Genomic DNA, 12,830 nt, shown 5'->3' with positions numbered 1-12,830 from the left:
AGAGCGAGGGGTAATGCTGTCGGCCGATTTCGTCATTGCGACCGCGATCGGCTATGTCTGCCTGCTCTTCGTTCTCGCCTATATCGGCGACCGGCGCGCGCGCATCAATCAGCGCTCCTGGCTCCATTCGCCTGCCGTCTACACGCTCTCGATTTCGGTCTATTGCACCAGTTGGACCTTTTACGGTGCCGTGGGAAATGCTGCTCGTAGTGGCTTGGAATTCCTCACGATTTACCTTGGACCAACCATAGTCTTTGTCGGTTGGTATTTCCTCCTCCGCCGCCTCGTCCGTATCGGACATCTGTATCGAATAACGTCCGTCGCGGACCTCCTGTCGTCCCGTTTCGGCAAGTCGAGCCGGCTCGGCGTGCTCGTGACCTGCATCGCCGTCATCGGCATCGCGCCCTATATCGCGCTGCAGTTGAAGGCCGTCACCTCGTCGATCCAGGCGGTCGCCGGCTCCTCCGAGTTCGGCCAGGGTAGCCTCCGCGGCATCGACGATGTCGGCCTAGCCCTTGGTGTCGCCGCCGGCATGGCCCTCTTCACCATCCTTTTCGGCACCCGCCATGTCGATGCAAAGGAGCAGCACCATGGCGTCGTCGCCGCCATCGCTTTCGAGGCCGTCGTAAAACTCGCGGCGCTCGTCGCCGTTGGCATTTTCGTCCTCTATATCGGCGGCGGGTTTGAAGGCATTTTCAGCCAGGCAGCAGCGCGGGGCGTCGTGGTCGATACCTCGGCAAGTTTTGACAGCCGCTGGATCACCACGCTGGTCCTCTCCATCGCCGCCATCGTCTGCCTGCCGCGACAGTTCCAGGTAACCGTCGTCGAGAACTCGAACGAAAATCACCTCCGCGTCGCCGGCTGGGCCTTCCCGGCTTACATGTTCCTCATGAGCATCTTCATCCTGCCCATCGCCATCTATGGGCTCACGGTAATGCCGGCCGATGCCAATCCCGACATGTTCGCGCTGACCCTGCCATTGGCCGCAGGCCAAAACGGTCTTGCGCTCTTTGCCTTCATTGGCGGCTTTTCCTCGGCCACCTCGATGATCATCCTCGAATCCATTGCGCTCTCGATCATGGTCTCGAACCACATCATCATGCCGCTGGTGCTGCGCTTCAGCCGCCCGCAATTTGGCGAAGGCCAGGGCATGAGCCGCACGCTGCTTGTGGCCCGTCGCTTCTCGATCATGCTGATCCTCTCGCTCGGATTTTTCTATTTCTTCTTCACCCGCGACTCCAACGCGCTGGCGCCGATCGGCCTTATCTCCTTCACCGCCATTGCCCAGTTTTTCCCCGCGCTCCTCGCCGCCATCTTCTGGCGCGAGGCATCGCTGAAAGCCGTTACGGCCGCGATCCTTGCTGGCTTTGTCACCTGGGCCTGGTGCTGTTTTTTGCCATCGTTCGAGTCCGTCTCTCCAGCCGTCTCCCAGCTTCTCGCCGAGGGCCCCGGAGGCATTTCCTGGCTACGGCCCGAGGCCATGTTTGGCCTAGACGGTTGGGACCCGCTCGCCCACGCCGCCTTCTGGAGCCTTTCGGTCAATGTGCTGACCCTCACCCTCGGCTCGCTGCTGACAACGCCTTCCGCCCTTGAACGCATCCAGGCGGCCGCCTTTGTCGACGTCTTCAAACGCCCAAGCCTCGCCTTGCGCGGCGTTGCGCCTGGCTCCGCCACCGCAACCGATCTCTATTTCGTCGCCGAACGTGTCCTAGGTGAACGCCGCGCCGCGGCACTGTTTGAAGTTGCGGCGCGCGAACGTGGCGTCGACCCGGTCCTCCTTGAACCAACGCCCGAATTCGTTGGCCGCCTCGAGCGCGAATTGGCCGGCTCGATCGGCGCGGCCTCGGCACATGTCATGCTCTCGAAAGTCGTGGCTGGTGCCGATGTCTCTCTCGAAGAGATGATGCAGATGGCCGACGAAACGCAGCAGGCCATCGAATATTCCCAGGAGTTGGAGCGCACCTCGGCCGAACTCCGCATGACCGCACAAAAGCTCGAAGACGCCAATCAGCAGCTCCGCCAGCTCGATAGCCAGAAGGATGAATTCTTGAGCCAGGTCAGCCACGAGGTCCGAACCCCGATGACCTCCATCCGCTCCTTCTCGGAAATCCTGCTCGATGGCGATCAGCTCGACGACACGCAGCGCCAACGCTTCGTTTCGACGATCCATCAGGAAAGCCTGCGGCTTACCAAACTTCTCGACGAAATCCTCGATCTCTCGGCGCTCGAACGGGGTGAAAAGAACTGGACGAGCCAGGCCGTCGATGCCGATGCCGCGCTCGACCGTGCCATCTCCGTCTGCGACGCGCTGTTGCGCCAAAAATTCATCCGGCTGGATCACGGCCAGCGCGCCGGACGGACGATGATCGAGGGCGATCCCGATCGGCTCTGTCAGGTCTTCATCAACCTGATTTCAAATGCCGTGAAATATAACACCTCGTCCAATCCCGTCGTCCGCATCAGCTCGGCCCTGCGCGCCGGAAATTTCGTCGCCGAAGTGGCCGACAATGGCCCCGGCATCGCCAAGGGCGAGCGCAAGCTGATCTTCGAAAAATTCTCGCGCGGCCGGCGCGGCGCTGCCGATCAAACCGGCGCGGGCCTCGGCCTCGCCATCAGCCGCCAGATCGTCAATCGCATGAACGGCACGCTCGATCTCGCGCCCAGTACCTTGCCTGGCGCCTGTTTCCGAGTGCGCCTGCCGGTGATCCGCGGCTAGAGCCCATGCCCCTCGTCGGGAATGTTGAGGAGATGCCCGCACGCCTTGCAGTGCACCGCGTCCGGCTCATGCTTCGTCAGCCCGCATTGGGGACAGGGAAAATGCACCTTGGCCGGCCGGAAAATGAGCTGCGCCAGCCGCACGAAGAGCGAGATGCCCATGATCATGATAACGATGGATACAAGTTTGCCGAACGTGCCGGGCAGAGTGAGGTCGCCAAACCCCGTCGTCGTCATCGCCGTAACGGTGAAGTAGAGCGCGTCGACATAGCCCGAAATGCCGGATTTTTCACCGACAAAAGCCGTGTAGACGAACCCTGTCACGACGAAAATGAACACCAAGAGGTTGATGACCGCCTGGATGGTTTCCTTATACCCATCAAGCCCGCGCTTGCTCAGCGGCCGCCAGATCAACGGCGATTTGCTCAGCGTCCAAAGCCTCAGAATTCGGAGAAAACCGAGATTGAAGAGCCAGGTGGGCGCCAGGAGCGTGATCAGGATAAAAATGTCTATGACGACGGGAAGCTGCCGAATCCATCGTGGAATATCGTTGGTCGCCAAGGCCCGCGCGCACAGCTCGATGAACACCAGCGTGGCGATCGAATAGTCGATCCAGAGAAAATATTCGCGCCCACGGAGCAGTGGGCTGGCGATGAAAAACGCGATGATGGCGAGATCGACGACGAGGATCGTCGCCTGGAAGCGTAGCGCGGCCGGTTGCTGGCTGTGATACAAAATCCGGAGTTTTGAGCGCAGTCGCGACAACCAGCCCATCTGCGTGTCGTCTTGGGCCGCGTCTGGTTTGGAGGCAGTCAGAATTCACCTCACGGACCACTCGGCCCTTGGTTGATTGAAACGCTTCTTAGCAAATGCCCCGCGGCGTGGAAACTCGGACCATTGCCTCACGCACCTGAAGGTTGCCCCGCTCCGCTTGTCGCGCTATGAGCAGCGCCACCCCAGCGCTGGCGGGTTTTGGCCGGCAGAAGGAGTGCCATGAAGCTGGCTTTCGTCATCCCGGCCTATAACGAAGAGGCCTTGATCGGAAAGTGCCTGGAATCGGTTCTGGCCGAAATCGAGCGCTCCGGCGTCCCTGCCGATGTGATCGTGGTCAACAATGCCTCGACCGACCGGACAGGCGAAATCGCCCGCAGTTTTGCCGGTGTGCGCGTCGTCGATGAGCCCAAAAAGGGCCTCGTCAATGCGCGCGACGCAGGCTTTGCCGCCAGCGAAGGCTTTGACCTCATCGCCAATATCGACAGCGACACGATCGTGCCCGAAGGCTGGCTGACGACGGTCATGCGCGAGTTCGAGAAGGACGCAAAGCTCGTCTGCCTTAGCGGCCCCTATGTCTATTATGACATGGCCCCGCATAACCGTCTCATGATTGAGATGTTCTATGGCCTCACCTACCTGATTTACCTGCTCAATCGCTTCGTGCTGCGGGTCGGGTCGGTAGTGCAGGGCGGCAATTTCGTCTTCAAGCGCGAAGCCTGGGTCAAGGTCGGCGGCTATGACCGGACGATCGAGTTCTTCGGCGAGGATACGGATGTGGCCGTGCGCCTCTCGCGCGTTGGCGGGGTCAAGTGGCTCACGAGCTTCAAGATGAAGACCACAGGCCGTCGTCTCGAAAAGGAAGGCGTATTCCAGACCGCCGCGACCTATACGCTCAATTTCTTCTGGGTCACCTTCCGCGGTAAGCCCGCGACCATGGAATACAAGGACGTCCGCAAGGATTGACCCTCTGAGGAAACCTCGGTCTTCCACATTTTAGAGAATCATCCATAGGATCGATCTTGGCCGCATTTGGCGGCCAGGATGCGCTACGGATGTCGATTGCCTCGCAGTTCCCCGTCGTATCACCGGCCCAATCCGGCTCGGCCCTGCGCGCGCTCGCGCTGGCACCGGGGCAGGTGATCGAGGGGCGCGTGCTTGGTGCCGGGCAGGGCGGCGCAACGCTCGTCCAGATTGGCCGCCAGCCCATGGCCCTGTCACTGCCCGGGGGCGCGACGCCCGGCAGCATCCTCACGCTCAGCGTCCAGCAGACCGAAGGCCAGATGCGTCTCGCGCTGGTGTCGAGCCGTCCGCCGCCCACGGCACCCGCGCCCCAAGCTCCCGCAACCAGCGTCGAAATCGCCCAGCGCCCAGTCGTTCAGGGCCCGATCACCTATAGCCCGCCAAGCCTGACGCCGAGCGGCAGCTCGTCGCCTGTCATTGCCGCGCCGATCACTGCCCAGCCCGCGCCCGCTGCTCCGCTGCCAGCGGCCCAACCCGCCATCGGCTCGCCAATGGCCACGCAGCCGATTGCACCAGGCATTCAGCAGCGGCTGGGCGGCGCGCCTTATGGCATGCCGCAGATGAGCGGGGCCCAACAGACGGCGACGCCTGCTGCCCAGCCTGGCCGGCAGGCATCTCTTCTCGCGCAGATGGTTCAGCAATCGCTCCCGGTCCAGGGCAGCATCGGCGCGGTCACCAGTCTTTTGGTCGCGGTCGCCGGCAAAACCGCCTTGCCCGAGCCGGTGCTGAAAGCTGCGCGGCAAATCCTCGGCAATCAATTGGACAGTGCCGGCAAGCTCGATGGCGCCACCCTCAAGGCCGCAATCCGCAATTCCGGCATTTTCCAGGAGGCGCAAATGGGTCAGGGCGCGCCGGGGGCGGCCGCGACCGATACGAAATCGAGCCTCATGGCCATGCGTCAGGGGCTTGGGCAGTGGCTCGGCAATCAGGCTCCGATCGCGCCGGCAACACAGATTCCGCCGCCCCTCAAGCACGTCTTGCCCCGCGCGCGTCTCCCCGAGGCTTCGCCCGATGAGCTTCCCGATGATGGCGAAGCGCTGGGCAAACTTCTACTCGAGCGCACCGAAGGCGCTTTGGCTCGGGTCCGGCTGCATCAGCATGCTTCCCTGCCGGACGGCCAGAAAGCCGGCGATACGCAATGGAGCCTCGATTTGCCCGTGCTGGTCGGCCAGCAACAGGCCGTTTTGCAGCTTCAGATCCACCACGAAGGCAGCGGCAGCGACACGCGCAGCGAAGATCGCGGCTGGCAGGTGCAGTTCGCGATCAACCTGCCTGCGCTAGGCGAGGTTGGCGCGCAAATTTCCCTGCGTGGTCAAACGACCGGCATCCTGCTGTGGGCCGAAAACCGCGAAACTGCCAAGATCTTTTCCGAGACCATCGAGGAATTGCGCACAACGCTCGAAGCGGCGGGTCTGTACCCCGGGGCGCTCGTCGTGCGCAGCGGTGCGCCCGCGGAAGAGCCCACCGATCCCCGTGTCGGCCATTCAGTGGATGCACGAGGATGAGCGAAGACCCCAAAACCCGCCAACTCGCCGTCGCCCTCCAATATGAAAAAGGCACGGACCACGCGCCCCGCGTCGTCGCCAAGGGAAGAGGGCTGATCGCGGAGCAGATCGTCGCACTCGCGGAAGAAAACGACATCGTCATCGAATCCAATCCGCTCCTTGCCGAAGCCCTCAGCCATGTCGAGGTCGACGACAGCATCCCCATCGAACTCTACGAGACCGTTGCCGCCGTCATCGGCTTTGTCCTCAAGCAAAATGCCAAGGCTCCGGCCCCTGCTAAGACGTCCTGAATTCGGCGTGATCGCGCTCTGCGCCATTGCGCCTCATCGTGCGGCTTCCCATGTCAATTTTGAAAGGGAGTTGATCATGCTGAGACAGGAAGACGAACGCGCCATCGAAGACCTCTTCGAACGCCTGCGTAATGTGGAGCGTAATAGCGCTGCGCGCGACGCCGATGCCGAGCAGCTGATCCGCCAGCGGCTCGCGGAAAATCCGACCGCTGCCTATTTCATGGCCCAGACGATCATCGTGCAGGAAGCAGCCCTGCGCGAAGCCCAGCAGAAGATCGAACAGCTCGAATCAAAGCAAAGCCAGGGTGGCTTTCTTGGCGGAATCTTTGGTGGCGATCGCCCCGCGCAGGCGCAGACCTCGCAAGGCGGACCCTGGGGGCGCTCGGATGATCCCCGCGATGATCTCCGCCGCTCCCGCGGCAATGGCGGCTTTTTGGCTGGCGCTGCCCAGACCGCGCTCGGGGTCACGGGTGGCCTGCTGCTTGGCAGCATGCTGACCGGTCTCTTCACCGGCGATGCGCAGGCCGGGGAGGCACCGCCACCGGAGGATGCGCCTGAAGACCAAGGCTATGACGATGGCGGTGACATGGGCGACGATTTCGACGTCGGTGGTGACTTCTAGAGGCTAGTTCGTCCGCTTCTCGTAGAACTCGTTGCCGCCCGCTTCGAGCACGTAAAACATATTGTTGTATGGGAAACGGAGGCCCGCCGTGTGGAAATGCTGCGCATTCTGCACGCCGGGATGCCGCGCCCCATGCAGCACCTGATCGGCGACCTGCGCCGCGAGCACAGCGCCGCTATCGGTCATGGGCTTGGTTAGCACACCCTGCGCAAACTGGTTCTTTTGCCCGACAACGCCGCAGACATTTTTAGGATAGCGCGGGTCGTTCAGCCGGTTCATCACCACCGTTCCCACCGCAAGCATGCCTTCGGAGCTGGAGCGATTGGATTCGAAATACATGGCGCGCATCATGCATTCCTTCTCGCTCATCTGCGCCATGCCGAAATTGATGCCGAGAAAGCTGCAGCCCCCGAGACTGGTGGCGACAATCGCGACGGCTGACAATTTGATGGCGAGGCGAGCAAAAAGGGCCACGGTGCATCTCCGGAGTGTTGCCGAGTTGCGGCTTTCCCCGAAAATGCTCCGACAGCCCTAAGGAAGGTTTGACCGGTTTGGTAAAGAAACTCTTAGCGCCGACGGAAGAGCAAGGTGGTCAGCAAAAGCGTGGTGCCGAGAACCGCGATCACCGGCACGGGGTCGCGCTGCACAGCCTTCGCACTCTCCATGGCCTTGCGGCTTGCAACACCGGCAATCCACGCGCCTTGCTTGGCAGCATCGCGGCCCCATTCGGCGACCACGTCACCGACATCATCTGCGACTTCACTGGCATTATGCGACAGAGACCGTGCATTGCCGGACAGCGAACGGCCGAGATGGCGCGTCTGGCGACGCAGGTCATGCAATTGTGCAGCAATCTGATCGAGCGGATCCTGACGGCGGCGGCGGGACGGGAACAGTTCTTCAAGAAGCATGGCTTACTCCATCTTTCGCGAGGGAACGCCACGTGCCGCGCGGAAGTTCCGTCCACCGTTTAACCAAGATTAATCTCTAGAGTTTGTTTCGAGAATGGCACTACCCGTTTCGGGATCGAGGCCTACATAAAGCAAGTCATCTAGCGCAGGAACGGAACGACAGATTGATGGAAACCAAGAGCGCCCGACGTCTCAACCGACTGTTCGATAGACTGGAGCGGAAAATACCGGCCAAGGCTGCTGGTTTGCTACAGCGTATCCGCCGGCCGGAGGCGCGCTTGATCCGCATTCCGCTCGGCATTCTGCTGGTCCTCGGCGGCATTTTTAGCTTCCTGCCCGTGCTTGGTATCTGGATGCTGCCGCTCGGCCTCCTGATCCTCGCGATCGACCTCATCTTCCTGCAAGGCCCGGTCAATCACGCCATCCTGCGCGGCGGCCGCCACTACACCAATTGGAGCCGCAAGCGCCGCGACAAGAAGGCCATGCCTAAGGCGTGAGATCGATCAGGCCGTCGGCATAGGCGGCCTCGACCAAATCTACAGCCTCGGCCAGTTTCTCGTCGATGATATGGAGATACTGCGTCCAGTCCTCGATCTTGCTGACCGTCTCTGTCCCGTCCGAAATGCCGCGAAGAGCTAGGAGCGGCACCCCAAAAGACTGGCAAGCGCGCTTGACCGCAAAGGTCTCCATATCGACCATGTCCTCGACAATGGCCTCATAGGCCGGTCCCGTAACCACATTGCCACCGGTTGAAAGCGTCGCTGCTGTAAGGCCCGGCAGGGCAGGGACCAGAGGCAGCGTTGCGGGCAGGTCTGTCAGCGGCGTTATCCCTTTGGCAAAGCCCAGCGCCGAAGCATCCATGTCGCGATAGGACACAGAAATCGCCTGATAGACCGCACATTGCTCAAGCCTGTTCGAACCCGCCGAGCCCAGACTGACGACGAGTTTGGGCACGTTCCCGGCCCGTAGCGCCAGGGCGCTGGTCGTCGCCACCGCCGCTTCGATAGGGCCGATCCCGATCATTTCCGGCTGGATGCGTGCGGCCAGATGTGGCCCGAATTCGGCCTTGGCGGCCATGAGATAGAGAATGGACATGCCGCCTTCTAGCATGGCTGCCATGCCGCTCAAGCTCTAGGCGTTACCGCTTATGTAACGGAATGATGACATATTGAATTGGTCGCCGCCCGATAGGCGATCAAACGAGGCAGATTGAAAGTGCGGTTCGCAGTCATCCAGGGCTCAAGAGAATGGACCGAGGCAATGCCGGAGCGCGCTGCTGCTCCCCAGGGCCTTGTGGTGGAAGATGTTCAGGCCGAAGCGCGCCGTCGCCTCCGATGCCTCAAGATCGAAGAGTGGCGGCTGCGCGAATTCGTCACCGGCACGCCCGTGCCCGACCATGTCAGCCACCTGGCTTTGCAGATCGAATTCGCCGCCCAGGCCATCGGCCGTCTCTCGCCAATCCCGTCGGACTATGCCGACGACGTCTATTGGCCCCGCATCTGGTAAAATAGAACAGGCGCCGCGAGATCCGTAGCGCCTACTAAAATTCCAAAACACCTGAAGAATCAGGCGGCCTTCTTGACCCGCGGCGCGCGCTTGCGGGGCGGCTTGATCGTGGCGGCGGCTTCGGAAGCCAGTGCGGCGACAGCCTTGAACCAATAGGCCTGATCCTGCCCCTCGGGGCGGCCATCCGCGTTCCAAAGGTCATAGGCCTTGCGCTCGATCTGTTCGTGCATTCTCAGCTCCGGTGAAATGTAACTGATCGGTAGCGTGAGCCCGCAAGGTTAAGGTCAGGCTAATTCTTCGGCTTGCGAGCAGTATTGGGGCCCTGCGCAAGACGCATGGAGCCGCTCAAAGCACTTCTGACAAACAAAGATTATAGGGATCAGGCTGGTGATCTCGACGGGATTCGAACCCATGACCCCCGGATTAGGAATCCGGTGCTCTATCCTGCTGAGCTACGAGACCAGCCGATTTCGACCTACCAGCCGGGCCGCCAACATGCAAGATGGCAGCCATGAGCACGTTCATCACCTATCCAGATCCGCGCCTTAGCGAGGCTGCGACGGCCCAGCCCGTCGACGCCGCCCTCCGTGCCATCGGCCAGCGGCTGCTTGCTGCTGGAACTGAGGCCAAGGCCTATGGCCTCGCCGCAGCCCACATCGGCGAAGTAGCCCCGATCGCACTGGTGAGCATCAGCGAACCCGACGAACGGGACTATCGTCTCCTCTATAATCCGACGGTCGTCTCATCCGCCCAAGAACAGGAAATCGGCACCGAGGGCTCGGTCTCACTCCCCGGCATCGAGGTTGACGTGCTCCGGGCGCGCGCCGTCGAAATCACCTTCGACGACGAAAATGGCATTCGCCATACCCTCTCGCTCTCAGGCTTTGCCGCCCGCGTCGCCCAGCACGAAATCGATCAGGTCAATGGCATCTTTTTTCTCAGCCGGGTGTCCCGTCTCAAGCGCGATGCGGCGCTCAAGCGTTTTGCCAAGCTCGGGCGCCGGGCGGGTTGATCCCCCGGCACGGCTCCTTTAAACGGGACGCACTGAACACAAGGAATTTTCAATGCGCGCGGAAATCGAAAAGACCGTCGCCGAAATCGAGCAGGTTTTGACCCTGCTGAGGAGGCATCTTTGACTGGGATACTGCACAACTCCGTCTCGACGCGCTGACAGCGCAAACTGAATCCCCCGACTTCTGGAACGATCCGGAAAAAGCGCGCGTCACCATGCGCGAGCGTGACGAACTCGATGTTGCGGTCAAGACCGTGCGCGAGCTCGAATCCGGCATTCGTGACAATGTCGAATTGATCGAACTCGGCGATGCCGAGGGCGACGCCGATATCGTGCGCGATGCCGAACAGGCGCTGATCGAACTCAAGCAATCGGCCCGCCGCCGGCAGATTGAAACGCTGCTTTCGGGCGAAGTCGATGCCAATGACTGCTATGTCGAAATCCACTCCGGCGCCGGTGGCACCGAGAGTCAGGATTGGGCCAACATGCTCCTCCGGATGTATACCCGCTGGGCCGAACGCCGGAAAATGAAAGTCGAAGTGCTGGAAATGCACGACGGCGAAGAAGCCGGCATCAAGTCCGCGACCATCCAGATCAAGGGCCACAATGCCTATGGTTGGCTCAAGACCGAGAGCGGCGTGCATCGCCTCGTCCGCATCAGTCCCTACGATTCGGCGGCGCGTCGACACACCAGCTTTTCGAGCTGCTGGGTCTATCCCGTGATCGATGATTCCATCGATATTGAGATCCGCGAAGCCGACCTCAAGGTCGACACCTATCGCGCTTCCGGCGCCGGTGGTCAGCACGTCAACACGACCGACTCCGCCATCCGCATCACCCACGTGCCCTCGGGCATCATCGTGGCGTGCCAGCAGGAACGCAGCCAGCACAAGAACCGAGCAACGGCCATGGCGATGCTGAAATCCCGTCTCTACGAGATGGAAATGCAAAAGCGCGAAGAAGCGGCAAACGCTCAGGCGGCCAACAAAACCGATATCGGCTGGGGCCACCAGATCCGATCCTACGTCTTGCAGCCCTATCAGATGGTCAAGGACCTCCGCACAAGCGTCGAAAGCGGCCAGCCTTCAGTGGTGCTCGACGGCGACCTCGACCAGTTCATGGAAGCGGCACTTGCCCAGCGCGTTGGCGTCGCAACGGACGTGGCCAGCGAATAAACTTGGTGAGGGGGCAACACCCCCTCCCAGCCTCCCCCATCAAGGGGGAGGTGCGGGCTGGCGCGTTGGGCTGGGTCGTGAACCAAACTCGATCCGTCACCTCCCCCTTGATGGGGGAGGCCGGGAGGGGGTGAACCGAGCCATCCGGAAATCACCCCAGTACCGCAACCAACCGCTTCCCCGCGTCCAAAAACGCCTTGGGATTGATCGCCTCATCCGCCTTGCGGATCTCAAAATGCAGATGTGGTCCCGTCGAACGTCCCGTCGACCCGACTTTGGCGATGGGCGTCCCGGTATCGACCTTCTGGCCTTCTTGGGACAAATAACCGCTCAAATGCGCATAGCGAGTGAGCAGCCCATTCGCATGCGTCACCTCGACAACCATGCCATAGCCTGATCGCGTCCCGACATAGGTGACCACTCCGGCCGCAGCGCTCAGCACAGTCGTGCCTGTCGGCGCGGAGAAGTCGATGCCGGAGTGAAACGCCCGTGATCCCGTGAATGGATCGCGGCGATTGCCGAAGTTCGAACTTTGCCGGAACGTGCCGCTGATCGGCATATGTACCGGCGCATCATCGAGCGTTTCCCGCGCCATCTTGTAGCGCATCAGGGCCGACATGACCTCGTTGGCATCTTCAAGCATCGGCGTACCGGCCAGATCATCGCGCGCTGGCAGCAAAGGACCACCCATCGCTTCGTCATCGGGCAGCGTCACCGGAATACCAAGCTGGCGCATCTCGGTGGCTATTTCGTCTGCGCGGGTCGAGGCGACCTGGGCAATGCCATCCATCGCCATTTGTGTCTCGCCCATCATTCGCTCGATGCTGAGCGCCGTCGCATCCACATCGGGATTGCCGGTCAGGCTCGCCAAGTCGGCCGATTGTGGAGCAGCCGGCGGCGCGATATCCGCGGCCGCAATGCCCAGCGCATCGGCTTTTTCCACCAAGACCTTGACCAGCTGGTGCTGCTCGAACAGCACTTCCTGCTGCTGCGATAGCTCCTGGAGCTGCAAGTTGATATCGCCCGTCTGGGCGAAGCTGCGCGAGTGGAGCCGGTCGATTTCGACCCGCATCTGCGCGATACGATCCTCATAGGCGCCGATCACTTCATCGGTCCGGCCATTGAGCATCCGCGTGATATCTGGGGAGAGATAGAGCGCTGTGCCGGCAAAGACATTGCCGCCGAACAGCACGGCAAACATGCCGTAAAACAGGGCAGGGTGGATGCCGCGCACCGGCGCTTTAGCTTTGTTTCCGCGGTTTCCGAAGCCGGCTTTCCCTACCACTTTGCGCCCCTCGCA

Annotated in this window: 15 protein-coding genes and 1 tRNA gene; 9 read left to right on the top strand and 7 right to left on the bottom strand. The window is 61.5% G+C overall.

Annotation, left to right across the window (positions count from 1 at the left end):
• Positions 1 to 13: 13 nt before the first annotated feature.
• A complete protein-coding gene (locus tag ASG47_RS03290; protein ID WP_061907332.1) occupies positions 14 to 2,716 on the top strand; it encodes a sensor histidine kinase in 2,703 nt (900 codons plus the stop codon).
• On the opposite strand, the gene ASG47_RS03285 is transcribed toward ASG47_RS03290, so the two are convergent.
• A complete protein-coding gene (locus ASG47_RS03285) occupies positions 2,713 to 3,489 on the bottom strand; it encodes an ion channel (RefSeq protein WP_156463961.1) in 777 nt (258 codons plus the stop codon). The genes ASG47_RS03290 and ASG47_RS03285 overlap by 4 nt on opposite strands.
• Positions 3,490 to 3,708: 219 nt before the next feature.
• On the opposite strand from ASG47_RS03285, the gene ASG47_RS03280 reads away from it, so the two are divergent.
• The 4 genes from ASG47_RS03280 (at position 3,709) to ASG47_RS03265 (ending at position 6,926) form a co-directional block, all read left to right on the top strand.
• The gene (locus ASG47_RS03280) at positions 3,709 to 4,452 is read left to right on the top strand and encodes a glycosyltransferase family 2 protein (RefSeq protein WP_061907330.1); all 744 of its coding nucleotides are present in this window, start codon (positions 3,709 to 3,711) and stop codon (positions 4,450 to 4,452) included.
• Positions 4,453 to 4,508: 56 nt separating this feature from the next.
• Positions 4,509 to 6,014 carry a flagellar hook-length control protein FliK gene (locus ASG47_RS03275; protein ID WP_156463960.1) on the top strand — a complete coding sequence of 502 codons (1,506 nt, stop codon included), beginning with the start codon at positions 4,509 to 4,511 and terminating at the stop codon, positions 6,012 to 6,014.
• Complete coding sequence (locus tag ASG47_RS03270) at positions 6,011 to 6,304, top strand: EscU/YscU/HrcU family type III secretion system export apparatus switch protein (RefSeq protein ID WP_061907328.1); 294 nt, start codon at positions 6,011 to 6,013, stop codon at positions 6,302 to 6,304. The genes ASG47_RS03275 and ASG47_RS03270 overlap by 4 nt, the downstream gene beginning before the upstream one ends.
• A gap of 76 nt (positions 6,305 to 6,380) precedes the next feature.
• A complete protein-coding gene (locus ASG47_RS03265) occupies positions 6,381 to 6,926 on the top strand; it encodes a DUF2076 domain-containing protein (protein ID WP_082511539.1) in 546 nt (181 codons plus the stop codon).
• 3 nt (positions 6,927 to 6,929) lie between these two features.
• Here the strand turns inward: ASG47_RS03265 and ASG47_RS03260 are convergent, their stop codons facing one another.
• On the bottom strand, positions 6,930 to 7,400 hold the full coding sequence (locus tag ASG47_RS03260) for a cell wall hydrolase (RefSeq protein WP_061907326.1): 471 nt from the start codon (positions 7,398 to 7,400) through the stop codon (positions 6,930 to 6,932).
• A 92-nt stretch (positions 7,401 to 7,492) separates the two neighbouring features.
• Entirely contained in the window at positions 7,493 to 7,837 is a 345-nt protein-coding gene (locus ASG47_RS03255) for a hypothetical protein (RefSeq protein WP_061907325.1), read from the bottom strand.
• Between the two features lie 167 nt (positions 7,838 to 8,004).
• Here ASG47_RS03255 and ASG47_RS03250 point away from each other — a divergent pair, with 167 nt between their 5' ends.
• Entirely contained in the window at positions 8,005 to 8,334 is a 330-nt protein-coding gene (locus tag ASG47_RS03250) for a hypothetical protein (protein ID WP_061907324.1), read from the top strand.
• Here the strand turns inward: ASG47_RS03250 and ASG47_RS03245 are convergent.
• A complete protein-coding gene (locus ASG47_RS03245) occupies positions 8,324 to 8,956 on the bottom strand; it encodes a 5'-methylthioadenosine/S-adenosylhomocysteine nucleosidase (protein WP_061907323.1) in 633 nt (210 codons plus the stop codon). The genes ASG47_RS03250 and ASG47_RS03245 overlap by 11 nt on opposite strands.
• Before the next feature lie 96 nt (positions 8,957 to 9,052).
• Here ASG47_RS03245 and ASG47_RS03240 point away from each other — a divergent pair, with 96 nt between their 5' ends.
• The gene (locus ASG47_RS03240; protein ID WP_156463959.1) at positions 9,053 to 9,343 is read left to right on the top strand and encodes a hypothetical protein; all 291 of its coding nucleotides are present in this window, start codon (positions 9,053 to 9,055) and stop codon (positions 9,341 to 9,343) included.
• A gap of 59 nt (positions 9,344 to 9,402) precedes the next feature.
• Here ASG47_RS03240 and ASG47_RS20145 read toward each other — a convergent pair whose 3' ends face one another.
• Positions 9,403 to 9,573 carry a DUF2934 domain-containing protein gene (locus ASG47_RS20145; RefSeq protein ID WP_082461139.1) on the bottom strand — a complete coding sequence of 57 codons (171 nt, stop codon included), beginning with the start codon at positions 9,571 to 9,573 and terminating at the stop codon, positions 9,403 to 9,405.
• Positions 9,574 to 9,728: 155 nt separating this feature from the next.
• Positions 9,729 to 9,805: transfer RNA gene (locus tag ASG47_RS03235), tRNA-Arg, on the bottom strand.
• 49 nt (positions 9,806 to 9,854) lie between these two features.
• On the opposite strand from ASG47_RS03235, the gene ASG47_RS03230 reads away from it, so the two are divergent.
• Entirely contained in the window at positions 9,855 to 10,355 is a 501-nt protein-coding gene (locus ASG47_RS03230) for a peptide deformylase (protein ID WP_061907321.1), read from the top strand.
• Between the two features lie 52 nt (positions 10,356 to 10,407).
• Positions 10,408 to 11,530 (top strand): peptide chain release factor 2 gene (prfB, locus tag ASG47_RS03225; protein WP_156352099.1). Its coding sequence is split into 2 segments (ribosomal slippage): positions 10,408 to 10,476 and positions 10,478 to 11,530, totalling 1,122 coding nucleotides; the frame shifts between segments, so codons are not numbered across the junction.
• 151 nt (positions 11,531 to 11,681) lie between these two features.
• On the opposite strand, the gene ASG47_RS03220 is transcribed toward prfB, so the two are convergent.
• On the bottom strand, positions 11,682 to 12,764 hold the full coding sequence (locus ASG47_RS03220; protein ID WP_061907319.1) for a M23 family metallopeptidase: 1,083 nt from the start codon (positions 12,762 to 12,764) through the stop codon (positions 11,682 to 11,684).
• Positions 12,765 to 12,830 lie beyond the last annotated feature (66 nt).

This window comes from Devosia sp. Leaf420, from assembly GCF_001425445.1.
Classification (GTDB): Bacteria; Pseudomonadota; Alphaproteobacteria; order Rhizobiales; family Devosiaceae; genus Devosia.
This window is presented reverse-complemented; position numbering and strand designations above follow the sequence as displayed.